At 44.8% G+C, this 13,983-nt stretch carries 11 protein-coding genes; 5 read left to right on the forward strand and 6 right to left on the reverse strand.

What is annotated here, in order from left to right; all coding sequences use genetic code 11:
* Genes edd through zwf form a run of 3 tightly spaced genes read right to left on the reverse strand, consistent with a single transcriptional unit; the run spans window position 1 to window position 4,018 of the window.
* A complete protein-coding gene (gene edd, locus GPLA_RS07935) occupies window positions 1-1,824 on the reverse strand; it encodes a phosphogluconate dehydratase (protein ID WP_007104344.1) in 1,824 nt (607 codons plus the stop codon).
* Between the two features lie 9 nt (window positions 1,825-1,833).
* A complete protein-coding gene (gene pgl, locus GPLA_RS07940) occupies window positions 1,834-2,526 on the reverse strand; it encodes a 6-phosphogluconolactonase (protein ID WP_007104345.1) in 693 nt (230 codons plus the stop codon).
* 1 nt (window position 2,527) lies between these two features.
* Window positions 2,528-4,018, reverse strand: coding sequence for a glucose-6-phosphate dehydrogenase (gene zwf / locus GPLA_RS07945; protein WP_007104346.1), 1,491 nt, complete (start codon window positions 4,016-4,018; stop codon window positions 2,528-2,530).
* A gap of 20 nt (window positions 4,019-4,038) precedes the next feature.
* Between zwf and GPLA_RS23430 the strand changes: the two genes are divergently transcribed.
* From GPLA_RS23430 to pyk, 3 genes are all read left to right on the forward strand, one after another.
* Complete coding sequence (locus GPLA_RS23430; protein ID WP_007104347.1) at window positions 4,039-4,278, forward strand: hypothetical protein; 240 nt, start codon at window positions 4,039-4,041, stop codon at window positions 4,276-4,278.
* A 15-nt stretch (window positions 4,279-4,293) separates the two neighbouring features.
* Entirely contained in the window at window positions 4,294-5,148 is an 855-nt protein-coding gene (locus GPLA_RS07950; RefSeq protein ID WP_007104348.1) for a MurR/RpiR family transcriptional regulator, read from the forward strand.
* 332 nt (window positions 5,149-5,480) lie between these two features.
* The gene (gene pyk, locus GPLA_RS07955; RefSeq protein ID WP_040514214.1) at window positions 5,481-6,917 is read left to right on the forward strand and encodes a pyruvate kinase; all 1,437 of its coding nucleotides are present in this window, start codon (window positions 5,481-5,483) and stop codon (window positions 6,915-6,917) included.
* An 80-nt stretch (window positions 6,918-6,997) separates the two neighbouring features.
* Here the strand turns inward: pyk and GPLA_RS07960 are convergent, their stop codons facing one another.
* Entirely contained in the window at window positions 6,998-7,765 is a 768-nt protein-coding gene (locus GPLA_RS07960) for an EAL domain-containing protein (protein ID WP_007104350.1), read from the reverse strand.
* Window positions 7,766-8,110: 345 nt separating this feature from the next.
* On the opposite strand from GPLA_RS07960, the gene GPLA_RS07965 reads away from it, so the two are divergent.
* Window positions 8,111-10,720, forward strand: coding sequence for a TonB-dependent receptor plug domain-containing protein (locus GPLA_RS07965; protein ID WP_007104351.1), 2,610 nt, complete (start codon window positions 8,111-8,113; stop codon window positions 10,718-10,720).
* A gap of 246 nt (window positions 10,721-10,966) precedes the next feature.
* Entirely contained in the window at window positions 10,967-12,142 is a 1,176-nt protein-coding gene (locus tag GPLA_RS07970; protein WP_007104352.1) for a saccharopine dehydrogenase family protein, read from the forward strand.
* Between the two features lie 94 nt (window positions 12,143-12,236).
* Here the strand turns inward: GPLA_RS07970 and GPLA_RS07975 are convergent, their stop codons facing one another.
* Window positions 12,237-12,485 carry an EF-hand domain-containing protein gene (locus GPLA_RS07975; RefSeq protein WP_007104353.1) on the reverse strand — a complete coding sequence of 83 codons (249 nt, stop codon included), beginning with the start codon at window positions 12,483-12,485 and terminating at the stop codon, window positions 12,237-12,239.
* Window positions 12,486-12,577: 92 nt separating this feature from the next.
* Window positions 12,578-13,588, reverse strand: coding sequence for an oxygen-dependent tRNA uridine(34) hydroxylase TrhO (trhO, locus tag GPLA_RS07980; protein ID WP_007104354.1), 1,011 nt, complete (start codon window positions 13,586-13,588; stop codon window positions 12,578-12,580).
* Window positions 13,589-13,983 lie beyond the last annotated feature (395 nt).

Consider the following 13,983-nt stretch of genomic DNA (forward strand, 5'->3'; position numbering starts at 1 on the left):
TTAATCTTCCTGTCCGGCAAAAAGTGAACATGCACCCTGTTCAGCACCCGTTAAGGTTGAACGCATACCAGCAAACATTTCACGTCCCATACCCACTTGGTGTGAGGCAACGTCGGTTACTTTTGCTTCACGCGCCGCTAGTTCAGCATCATCAACATGCAAGGTCATATGACCGGTTTGCGTATTAAGTTCGATGATATCGCCGTTGACTACTTTAGCGATCAAGCCGCCTTTCAATGCTTCTGGGGTCAAGTGGATAGCAGCAGGCACTTTACCTGATGCGCCTGACATACGGCCGTCAGTCACAAGTGCAACTTTGAAGCCTTTGTCTTGTAATACACCAAGCGGAGGCGTCAGGCTGTGCAGTTCCGGCATACCAATAGCAGAAGGCCCCTGGAAACGCACCACGACGATACAATCTTTGTCTAAATCGCCCGCTTTAAAAGCCGCTGCCAATTCAAATTGATCTTCAAACACAACAGCGGGTGCTTTAATCACGCAATGAGGCTCACGTAAAGCTGAGGTTTTCATGACTGCCCGGCCCAGATTACCTGTTAGCACAGATAAACCACCATCTGGTTTAAAGGGTTTAGCAACAGTAGCGACCACGTCTTTATCGAAGGATTCAGTAGGCCCATCGCGCCACACTAATTCGCCATGCTCAAGCATTGGCTCTTGGGTATATCGTTCCAGTCCATCACCACAGATGGTTTTCACGTCGTTATGCAATAGACCGGCGTTTAACAATTCTCTAAACAGCAACGCCATTCCGCCTGCTGCGGTAAAGTGGTTGATGTCAGCTGAACCATTAGGGTAAATTCGCGTAAGCAAAGGTACCGCATCAGAAATATCTGAGAAATCATCCCAGTTGATGGTGTAACCAGCAGCACGCGCCACTGCGACTAAATGCATGGTGTGGTTCGTTGAACCGCCCGTCGCTAACAAAGCAACCAAGCCATTAACGATAGCTTTCGCATCCACAATATGACCAATTGGGCGATAATCTTCACCTAAATCGGTAATGCGCGTCACTTGACGGGCCGCAGCATCCGTTAATGCTTCACGTAACGGGGTACCTGGGTTAACAAAAGATGAACCGGGTAAGTGTAAGCCCATGGTTTCAACCACTAGCTGGTTACTGTTGGCAGTACCATAGAAAGTACAGGTACCTGCTGAGTGATAAGATTGCGACTCAGCCTCGAGCAATTCTTCACGACCTACTTTGCCTTCTGCGTACATTTGGCGTACACGGGCTTTTTCTTTATTTGGAATACCTGATGGCATGGGGCCCGCAGGCACAAAAATTGTTGGCAAATGACCGAAACTCAAACCACCGATTAATAATCCTGGGACAATTTTGTCACAAATACCCAGCATCAAGGTGCCGTCGAACATATTATGCGACAGCGCAACGGCCGTTGACATGGCAATCACATCCCGGCTCATTAAGCTCAAGTCCATGCCAGCGTTACCTTGAGTAACACCGTCACACATAGCAGGTACACCGCCAGCAAACTGTGCGACGCTGCCAACCTGATGAATGGCCTTTTTCAAAATTTCAGGATAATCATGGTAAGGCTGATGCGCGGACAACATGTCGTTGTAAGACGAGATAATCGCGATATTCGATTTAGTCATACTACGCAAATCGGCTTTATCTTCTGTACCGCAAGCAGCAAAGCCATGAGCTAAATTACCGCACGACAAAGTGCCACGGTGTGGCCCTTGTAAACGGGCTTTTTCAATTTTATCAAGATACGCTTTACGTGAAGCTTGACTGCGCTCAATAATTCGCTGGGTAACTTCTTGGATGGTAGAATTCATTAGTTTCTCCTAGGGCGCCCACATTAATTCGACGTCGGCATTGTTAAGCACAGCGCGAATGGGCATTGCATGCTCGTCGCCACCTTTTAGGGCTTCATCTAATACCTGCTTTTTACTTGCGCCCGTTAAATGCAAGAAAATATGTTTACTGTTTAACAGTGCAGGTAAGGTTAACGACATACGTTGGTTAGGTGCAGTAGTAGGCTGTACTGCGATATAAGTGCGGCGAGCGCCTTGGTCCAAACCTTGGTGTATCTGTTCAGAGCATGGAAATAACGACGCCGTATGTCCGTCTTCTCCCATGCCAAGGATCAACACATCAAAAGGTGTGCGCAAACGAGCTAAATTAGCCGTGCAGGTTTCAACTGCATCTTTAGCATCTGCATGCTCAGTTTTAAGACCGACGAAATTTGCCACTGCAGCATTGTGTTGCAATAACTCACGACGCAACATTTTTTCGTTACTGGCATCGTCGTCAGTTTCGACCCAACGCTCATCAGCAAGACTCACGTCCACTTTTGCCCAATCCAAGGCAACTTTCGACAAGGCGTTGAATAAGGCCTTAGGTGTTCGACCACCGGAAACCACTAAGCTTGCACGACCGTTTTCAGTTATGCCCGTCTTTAAAATATCCACAATACGCTCAGCAAAGGCGATATTTAATTCATCAGTAGACTGAAAATTACTTTCGGTTAATGACATATTACTTTTTTCCTATTCTGCTTTCATACCAAGCTCTGTCTTCACGAGCGAGCAGTGCGATAGAGGCAACTGGGCCCCACGTACCGGCTTGATATGGCTCTGGCGGCTCATTTGTGTGTTTCCAAGCTTCAATAATGCCGTCTACCCATTTCCAGGCGAATTCAACTTCATCACGACTAACGAACAGCGCCTGATTTCCTAACATGACTTCAAGCAATAGCTTTTCATAAGCATCCGCAATGCGATCATCCTGGAAAGCTTCAGAGAAACTCAAGTTCAAACGTGATTTTTGCAAGTCCATGGCGCCCGTACCTGTCAAACCAGGTACTTTATTCATCACTGTGACTTCAACCCCTTCATCGGGCTGCAAGCGGATCGTCAATTTATTAGGCGGCAACTGTGCAAAACTGTCTTCGAATAAGTTGTGAGGCTGACGTTTAAAATAAATCACCACTTCACTGGTTTTGTTCGGCAAACGCTTTCCAGTACGTAAATAGAAAGGCACACCGGCCCAGCGCCAGTTATCGATATCCACTTTAAGGGCGACAAAGGTTTCAGTTTCACTGCGCGGGTTAGCGTCTGGCTCATCTAAATACCCAGGCACTTCTTTGCCTTTGACAAAACCACCAATGTACTGACCACGAACACTCTTTTTCGATATATTGCTAGAATTAATAGGACGTAGCGCTTTAAGTACTTTTAGTTTTTCACCGCGAATACTATCCGCATCCAACGTAGTAGGTGGTTCCATAGCGATCAAAGTTAAGATTTGCAATAAGTGATTTTGCACCATATCGCGCATTTGACCGGCGTTATCAAAATATCCCCAGCGGCCTTCGATGCCCACAGATTCAGCAACACTGATCTGAACATGGTCAATACTGTTGTGATCCCAGTTGGTCGCAAAAATAGAGTTTGCAAAGCGCAACGCGATTAAGTTTAAAACGGTTTCTTTACCGAGATAATGATCGATACGATAAATTTGTGATTCGTCGAAGAACTCAGCAACTTGGTCATTGATAACTTTAGATGACTCTAAATCGTGACCGATTGGTTTTTCTAGTACGACACGCATACTTTTATCGATTACATCAGCCGCTTTAAGGCCACGACATATATCACCAAAGATAGACGGAGGCGTTGCGAAGTAACACACCATAGTACGCCCAGAATCAACATGATCAGCAAACACGCTGTAGCTATCTGCATTTTTCATGTCGACGCAAACGTAAACTAGTTTCGCGGAAAAACGTTCCCATGTTTCGTCACAAAGGGCTTCACCACCGAAGTTTTCAATGTTTTCTTTAACTAAAGCGACGTATTCTTGCAAACTAAGGTCATCTCGGGCTACGCCTAAGATAGTCGTTTCAGCATGCATTAAGTTGGCTTTCTCTAACTGGTAAAGCGACGGAAGTAATTTGCGGCGAGCTAAGTCGCCTTTAGTACCAAATAGAACAAAATCGCACGGAGCGGATGAATTATCTAACGTCATTGTGTTTAACCTGCTAATTAATGAAATTGCGTGATTGGAATTGGGCTAATAATAACACTTCAATCATGACTTATCTTTGCCCACAGTTAACAACAAATGTTGTAATTTTACAACGTTTGTTAGCGAAAGGCGAAGAATTCTGCGATTTTATTGGTGATTCAGCTTGGTATTTTGGTACTTTTTGTCAAAAAGTTACAAGAAGGTTACCAAGTTTGCCACCGACAGTGTTATTCTTAACGCTACTTCATGATTTTAGTTAAGAATTCTGTGGCCATATGAACATTCTTGAAAAAATAACTCAGCATAAACTGGCGTTTAGTAAGTCAGAACGTAAAGTCGCCGAAGTCATTTTGGCAAATCCTCAAGTTGCTATCCACAGCAGCATAGCCACATTGGCGAAGATGTCTGATGTCAGTGAACCTACGGTCAATCGCTTCTGTCGACGCTTAGATACTAAAGGGTATCCGGACTTTAAATTACATTTGGCCCAGAGTCTGGCTAATGGTACTCCTTATGTTAACCGCCATGTGGAAGAAGATGACGGGCCTGAGGAATATACCAAAAAGATTTTTGAATCGACTATGGCTTCCCTTGAAGTAGCTCGTCAATCTGTTGATATCAATACGATCAATCGTGTAGTTGATTTATTAACTCAGGCGCAAAAGATTTCATTTTTCGGGTTAGGTGCCTCAGCATCTGTGGCCCACGACGCCTTAAATAAGTTCTTTCGCTTTAATGTACCCGTGGTCTATTTTGAAGATATTTTAATGCAGCGCATGAGTTGTATGAATTCCTCGGAAGATGACGTAGTGGTACTAATTTCTCACACTGGGCGTACTAAAAGTTTGGTCGAAGTGGCACAAATAGCACGCAGTAACGACGCGACTGTGGTGGGTATTACCTCGCAAAATAGCCCCTTGGCGAAAGAATGTAGCCTAGTGTTATCTTTAGAGGTGCCTGAAGACACGGATATGTATATGCCGATGGCATCACGTATCGCACAACTTACCCTTATCGACATTTTGGCTACCGGTTTCACCTTACGCAGAGGCACAAAATTTCGCGAAAACTTGAAACGCGTAAAAGATACGTTACGCGGTTCAAGGTTCGACAAACGCAACGAGCAGTGATGGTAAAACATCACAAAAAGGGCTTTTTCATCCTGAATTGGTCTGACCTCACGTCATTTAACGCGCTTTAATGGCTTTTTTTGTTAAAAAATTTCACAATAATGACTTATTAATCTAGTATTTTTGTAATTAAATTACGGAATAGTAATTATTAAGTCAGCATCACTTGCTATAATCGTTGGCTGACAGCCATGGAATAAATGTCTTTTCACGCGCTTAGCCAATGTATAAGACCTTTCGATATTGTCATGGCAGATTTAGATACACCAGTAACCACTATTCACTACCTGCATTCCTGAAACAGTATGCGCCACAACCAGAGCAAATTACCTATGTTAAGACGAACGAAGATTTTAGCTACATTAGGCCCAGCAACTGACACAGTTGAACAAATAGAAGCCATAGTTCAAGCCGGAGCAAACGTAGTACGCATGAACTTCTCTCATGGTACCGCGCAAGACCACATCGACCGCGCCGATAAAGTTCGTCAAGTAGCGAAAAAGCTTGGCAAATACATTGCAATTCTAGGTGACTTGCAAGGTCCAAAAATTCGCGTATCAAAATTCAAGCAAGGTTCGATTATTCTCACCTTAGGTGACAAATTCATCCTTGATGCTGACATGGGCCGTGATGACGGTGACCAAAATGCAGTGGGTATCGACTACAAGGCGTTGCCTAAAGACGTTAACACGGGTGACATTCTATTATTAGATGATGGCCGTATTCAGCTTAAAGTATTAGATGTACAAGGCAACAAAGTGCACACAGAAGTGACTGTGGCTGGCAAATTGTCTAACAATAAAGGCATCAACCGTTTAGGCGGTGGTTTATCAGCTGAAGCTTTGACTGAAAAAGACAAAGAAGACATTAAAACGGCCGCTATCATTGGTGTTGACTATCTGGCTATATCTTTCCCTCGCTCAGGTGATGACTTGCGTTATGCTCGTCAGTTGGCTGAAAAAGCAGGTTGTCACGCGATGATTTGCGCCAAGGTCGAACGCGCTGAAGCGGTTGCTACCGACGAAGCGATTGACGATATCATTGAAGCTTCTGATGCCGTCATGGTTGCCCGGGGTGATTTGGGTGTTGAAATCGGTGATGCTGAACTTGTTGGTGTACAGAAGAAATTGATTGCGCGCTCTCGCCAGCTAAATAAAGTGGTTATCACGGCAACGCAAATGATGGAATCAATGATCACCAGCCCAATGCCAACACGTGCTGAAGTCATGGATGTGGCCAATGCGGTATTAGACGGAACCGACGCGGTTATGCTTTCTGCTGAAACGGCTGCCGGAGACTTCCCAGTTGAAACCGTGGCTGCTATGGCACGAGTTTGTGTGGGGGCAGAAACCCACCCAAGCGTTAAGATCTCAAAGCACCGCATGGATGAGAGCTTTAGCTCAGTCAGCGAAACATTAGCCCTAAGTGCAGTCTACGCCGCTAATCATTTAAGCACAGTGAAAGCGATTGTGGCCTTGACTGAAAGTGGCAGTACGCCACGCCTGATGTCACGTATTACTACTTCATTGCCTATTTATGCATTATCACGTCACGAGTCGACCTTGAATATAATGGCGCTTTATCGTGGTGTTAAACCGGTATTCTTTGATTCTCGCGGCAGTAGCCCAGGCGAACTAACCAAAGATGTTGTCGCCATCATGAAAGAAAAGGGCCTACTTGAAACAGGCGATCTTTTCATTATGACCTACGGCGACACAATGGAAACCGTCGGTGGCACCAACGCTTGTAAAATAGTGGCCGTTAGCTAAAGATATTTATTAAGCTAACGTCGCTTAAAAAGCTGGGACATTTCACTTTGTCTCAGCTTTTTATTTTCAAGGTAAGTCAGTTAAAAGTCGTTAAAATCCACTGACGGCAAACATTCAAAACCAGGTCTGGCAAAAAAGTAGCCTTGCAGCAAATCAATACCCGCAGCAAACAGCCAATTTGCTTCCTCCCGCGTTTCAATTCCCTCAGCAAGGGGTTCAATATTTAGCTCACGAAACATATTTACACAATGACGAACAATTGATTGGCGAACCGTATCCGTATCAATACCACGAATGAGCCCCATATCCAGTTTGACAATAGTCGTCTGAAAGTTCGCCAATAACCCGAGTCCTGAATACCCCTCCCCAAAATCGTCAATCGCCGTTATAAACCCCTGCTCTCGGTAATACTCCACAATTCCTCGGACATGTTCTGAATCCTGTATTTTTTCACCTTCGGTAAATTCAAACATGATTTTATTGATAGGAAAGTTGTACTCCTCTGCTGCTGCCAATGTGGTACGGATACATCGCTGAGGTTTGTAAACCGCATTGGGTAAAAAATTAATGCTGAGTATTGAATTCAATTCCAGTTTAGCGGCTAAGGCGATGGCCTTAATACGACACAATTGATCAAATAAATAGAGGTTGTCTTGGTTGACTTGGGATATCACCGAGTAGGCAGACTCATTATTCAGGCCGCGCGCCAGCGCTTCATAACCAAATACCCTGCGTTGCCTAAAATTAACGATCGGCTGAAAGGCCATGGTAAAATCAAAGCCTAGCTCTTGCTGTTCCGAACACTGGTTACAAGATGACCTATTGGCTAACTCCGATATTTCTTCCATTCACGTATCCTACTGCTTTTTATATTTATACAGGCTAACGTTTCCTACGTTTCTAGACAACTGCACCATTTATTCTGAATCACAACCTTGCCTAACTAGGTAATTGAGTGCGAGCTTTTCACTTCGGTCTTAAATTAGCGACTTATTATATTCCGTTCAAAAACGTGCGTAAAGTTACCAGCGCTTCTTCGATAATGTTATTTACCTATTTAGGTTGCAAGTATGGTTGCACGTCGCCTAGGATAACTCTCGTCATTGGGATAATTTTGTACCTACTGCCTGGCAGAGAAAGCGTTTTCAAGCGTCTATCTGAAATAAAAATAAATAAACACACTAGGAACATACATGAAACTTAATCACTTAAAACTGACCGTGATCGCCGTTGCGGTCGCCTCAAGCATGAACACACAAGCACAAGACAGAGCAGATCAAAATATTGAGCGAGTCCAGGTGACTGGCTCACATATCAGACGAGGCGATTTAGAAGGCCCCTCTCCGGTCACCTCGTTATCTGCTGCAGATATTACCAAAACAGGCGTAACCGATTTAATCGGTTTATTTGCCAAACTACCTATCGCTGGCCAAGGTACGTTTTCAACCCAAGGAAACAGTAGTGACGGCACTGGGAACGGCGGATCCAGTGTTTCCCTGCGTGGATTAGGTGCCGATTCAACACTGATATTGGTCAATGGTCGCCGAGTTTCTGTCTCGCCCTTCGCCAATGGAATAGACACCGCTTTTGTTGATATCAACAACATCCCGCTGGCGGCAATAAAGCGCGTCGATATATTGAAAGATGGCGCATCAGCCACCTATGGTTCAGACGCGATCGCAGGGGTAATCAACATTATAATGAAAGACGATTATGATGGACTTGAATTGTCAGGTAAGTATGGCGATACAGCGGACGGAGGTGGCAAAGAGTCTAACATTAGTCTGCTTTTTGGTACCAGTTCTGAAAAATCGAGTCACACCTTTCTTCTGGATTACTTCGATCGTGAAGAAATTATGTACGCCGACCGAGATTACGCTAAGTCTGCAAACCAATCGGCTCTGAGGCCCAACGACCCCTATGCCACTGACTTCAGAAGCTCAGCCGGTTTTCCCGGCACCATTGCACTTGCCTCTGATTCGACAGTTAGATTACCAGACACCTTCGGTAATGACGTTTGTCCCGCGGATCAAATCGTTGGGGACTTGTGTCGCTACGATTATGCCCCTTTTAGTTCGTCAGTGCCTGCGTCTCAGCGAGCTAGCTTCATGTACATGGGTAAGTTTGAGATCAACGACGATGTGCGCGCCTTCATAGACTTAAATGGCCAGAACTCGAAGACCACAGTAAAGGGCGCGGGTAGCCCAAGTTTTAACGAGTTATTTATGTCTGGGGATAATATTAATCATCCGTTTGCGGATGACCCAAGCCACCCATTTTTCGGTCAAGAGTTGACCATGCGCCGCAGAACGGTTGACATTGGTAACAGAGAAAAACGCGTCGATTCTGACTATTATCGCACTGTTTTTGGCCTAGAAGGTGCTTTAGGTGAATGGGATTGGGAAGTAGCTTACAGCTACATAAAGAGTGATTCGGTTGAACGCGGCGTCGACGGTTTCCCTAACTCCCGCCGCACACAAGAAGCTATCGACAGCGGTTTATGGAACCCATTTGAACCTTCTAGTAACTCTCAAGAGTCGCTGGATTTCATTGAAACCCAAACCACTCGCTACGGTAAATCCACCAGCAAATCATTCGACGCCCAAGTATCAGGCCCCGTTATGACAATGCCCGCAGGTGAGTTAATGTTGGCGGTGGGCGCCGAATATCGTGAACAAACGATTAGCGACAACCCAGATGATCAATTCTTACGGGGTGAAATTTTTGGTACCGAAGCAACACGAGCCAATGGGGAGCGAGACAATACCGCAGTGTTTGTGGAACTTGCGATCCCCCTGACCGAAACGTTTGACGTTCAACTGGCGGTTCGCCATGAAGACTATAGCGATTTCGGCACTACCACGGATCCTAAAGTTGCTTTTATATGGACACCAATGGATGAATTATCGATTCGAGGCTCATACGGAACGGCTTTCCGTGCACCATCATTGCACCAGGTGGGATTAGGCAACACAGATGAATCACCTAACTTAGTGGATAACGTGCGCTGTGATGCCATCGGCAATGTCAACAAAGCCTGTGAACCACAAGAATACACAGCCGTGTTGTCAGGTAATCCAGACTTAGGGCCGGAAGAGTCGAAGAGTTACAACTTTGGTGTTATTTATGAAGTAACCCAAAACGTTGATTTTTCGTTAGATTATTACAATTACGATATCGAAAATGTCATTAATAAAGACACACAATTTAAGTTCACCACCCAAGGTAACAACCCTGCTGTGGTCGAACGCTTGCCGTCAACTATTGCTGGCGATCCAGGTGAAGTGGTGCGTATCTTCGACCAATTTGAAAATCTAGGTAACATTAAAACATCAGGTCTTGACCTTGATCTCGGTTATAAGACAGAAACGTCCATGGGTGACTTTAAACTCAATTACATTATGAACTATGTATTGAATTACGAAGACATACGCACCGGGGGGCGCGTGGATACACAGGAAGGTCAGTTTGAACAGCCTGAAATTCGTTGGACCACAGCTGGCTCATGGGTGAAAGACGATTGGAGTGCCAATGTTGCCGTCAACTATATTGGAGAGTTTGAGCAAGATGCGTCGGTTCGCATACAAGCGGACGGCACCATTCTTCCTGATATTGACTCAATGATTACGGTAGACACCACGGTCAATTATGCAGGCATCGAAAATACGATCCTGACACTGGGCGCCACCAACTTGTTAAATGAAGAGCCACCTTTTAGCTACCATGATTACATGGGACACGTCGTCGGCACGCACAGCTCCCAAGGCCGCTTTGTGTATGCACAAGCGACCTATAAGTTTTAAACGTCACAATCCGTTGCACTTAACCTGAGTCAACGATCATAAGCCAGCCACTCATTGGCTGGCTTAATTGCTCGCCATAGTCAAACTGATATTCGACTCACAGATATTTCCATGACTGGCATAAAACCAGCACCTAGCCGATTGCTTAATTCGCGGGTCCTATAGTTAAGCATCAACCAAATAAAGTGAAGGTTAGGCAAACAGGTTTTACTATAAAGTTATCGGCACTCACAAGAGAACTATGTAATGAGCAAAAATAAAGAATTCGATATTATCGTTTACGGCGCATCGGGCTTCACCGGCCGCTTAGTAGCGGAATACCTAGTAAAGCAATATAAAGATGACAGTAGTTTCACTTGGGCAATGGCCGGACGCAGCGCCGATAAACTAGCCCAAGTACGAGATGAGATTGGTGCTCCGAAAGATACACCACTCGTGGTGGCTGACGCACAAGATGCCACATCCATGCAAGCTATGCTCGACAGTACTCGTTTAATCCTCACCACGGTAGGCCCATATCAACTATATGGTTCTGAATTAGTGGCCATGTGTGCGCAGTCTGGTGTTGATTACGTTGATTTATGTGGTGAACCCGTGTGGATGCGTCATATGATCGATGCCAACGAAGCTGCAGCCAAAGCCAGCGGTGCGCGCATTGTGTTCTCCTGCGGATTTGACTCTATCCCGTTTGATTTAGGTGTGTACCGCTTGCAGCAACTTGCCAAAGAAAAATTTGGTCATACCTTTAATCGGGTGAAAGGCCGCGTTAAAAAGATGCAAGGTACGTTCTCTGGGGGCACGGCGGCAAGCTTAAAAGCCACACTAGCGGCGGCTAAGCAAGATCCAAAACAATTCCAATTATTGCTTAATCCGTTCTCGTTAACTCCCGGATTTGCGGGTATTGAGCAACCAGCAGGTGATAAACCGTATTTTGAAGAATCGTTAAATACTTGGGTTACCCCTTTCATCATGGCGGCAATAAACACCCGCAACGTGCATCGCAGTAATTTGTTGCTCAGCCATCAGTACGGCAGTGATTTTGTATACGATGAAATGCTGATGACAGGCCTGGGAGAAAAAGGTGAAGCCATCGCCAACGCTGTCGCGAGCGACAAAGGTATGATGAAGGATGGAGGCCCGAAACCAGGCGAAGGGCCGAGTAAAGAAGAGCGTGAAAATGGCTTTTATGAAGTACTATTTGTGGGTAACGATCAAGAAGGCCAAAACTTAACGGTTAGCGTAGGTGCGACCCTTGACCCTGGTTATGGCTCAACATCACGCATGATAACCGAAGCCGCACTGTGCTTAATAAAAGACGCTGGTGATACACCAGGCGGCATATTAACCCCAGCATCCGCAATGGGTGACAAACTGATCAAACGTTTGGTTGATAACGCAGGCTTAACCTTCAAGCAATTGTAAATATATCCTATGCTCTAAAATCAAAAAGCCCAAGCATTTGCTTGGGCTTTTTACATTCGAATATCTCTTGAATCTCGAACAAGGTCAGTGGAGTTTAGTATTCCCACCAAGATTGCTGCCACCATTCTAAAAATTCTTCAAAATCGATAGAGCCATCATTATTTTTATCAATTAAACCAAAGCCTTCCTCAACGTGGCTAGCCTTGGTCTTGGGTGATATTATGGTTAACAACTCAATAAATTCTGTTAATCCTATTTCACCGTTGTTATCCGTATCAAAATAATCGAACTCTTTACGAATTTCAGCGACCTTTTCTGGCGCTAACGTCTCTTGATCTGCCATGTTTAATTCACATTAGTTAAGTTAACTTGAGTGTACCCTTTCATATCACCGAATGTCTACGCTGGCGAGCAGAAGTGCATTACCTACGGACGTTAACCGTTGCTTTTTCCAGCAGCGGTGCGCTGTGCTCGGCGCTGGGCGGCTTTTGTTTGACGGCGTAATTTTATTGCCTTAGTGGCATCTTCCCCCACATGAGCTTCATTGCGATCCTTAGCCAAATTAACTTGTTTCTCACGCTCTCGAAAACGCTTCATTTGTTCTTCGCTATGCCTACCATGACACTTAGGGCAGCTCGCGCCCGCCTCAAACATCGGGCTTTTTTTATCGTCTTCAGTAATGGGTAAGCGACAGGCATAACATTGCTCGTATTCACTTTTTTGTAAATCATGATTAACCGCCACCCGGTTATCGAATACAAAACAGTCCCCTTCCCATAAAGTATCGGTTTTCGGTACTTCTTCTAGATACTTTAGGATCCCGCCTTCAAGGTGATATACCTCGTCAAAGCCCTGTTCCTTTAAATAAGCGGTGGACTTTTCACAGCGAATACCGCCGGTACAGAACATGGCCACCTTTTTATTTTTACGCGGCGCGAGATTGTCTTTCACATACTGAGGGAATTCACGGAATGACTCGGTATTAGGGTTAATAGCATTTTTAAAGGTACCAATTTCAATCTCGTAATCGTTGCGAGTATCGATAACCGTCACCTCAGGATCAGAGATGAGGGCGTTCCAGTCCTGCGGTTTAACATAGGTACCGACAGTGCGCAGGGGATCGATACCTTCCACCCCCATAGTGACGATTTCTTTTTTAAGTTTTACCTTAGTGCGATGAAAAGGCTGAGTTTCGTCTAACGATTCTTTGTGTGAGATGGGAGCAATACGTGGGTCGTTGTTCAAGTATGCCAATAGTGTATCAATCCCCTGACGAGAACCAGAAACCGTACCATTAATCCCCTCTTCGGCCAGCAATAATGTACCTTTGATGGCATTATCCTGCATGAACGTAAGCAGCGGCTGACGCATCTGTTCAAAATTTTCAAGGGTGACAAATTTGTATAGGGCGCACACTACGAAAGGCGCAGAAGTCTTGTTTTGCATTGTATTTTCCTTGCGATTTGGATCGTAAATCCAGAGCAGTTAAAGGGATGCTTAAAAAAAGCGTCGAAAATATAGCAAACCAAGGCTGATTTTTAAAGCTTAGGGTTTGGCAATTTGTCGTCCATGATACTAAGTCGCTAGGTCAGCTTCCTGTAACCAATGACGAATTCCACCATTTCCCTTTCGACGCATTACGGATTAAAGCGTCACCTTTAACGATACAAATCATTCTGGTTAAAAAAACCATTTTTTAGTCAATTAATAAAAAAACGTTTTAATTTCACAACACCACATTCTTGAATTATCATATCTAATTGATTTGTAAGAATAATAAAAATGGCATCTGAGTTGCAATAAAATAATTAACAACACGACACACTGTTAATACTTATTGC

The organism is Paraglaciecola polaris LMG 21857 (assembly GCF_000315055.1).
In the GTDB taxonomy this organism is placed as follows: Bacteria; Pseudomonadota; Gammaproteobacteria; order Enterobacterales; family Alteromonadaceae; genus Paraglaciecola; species Paraglaciecola polaris.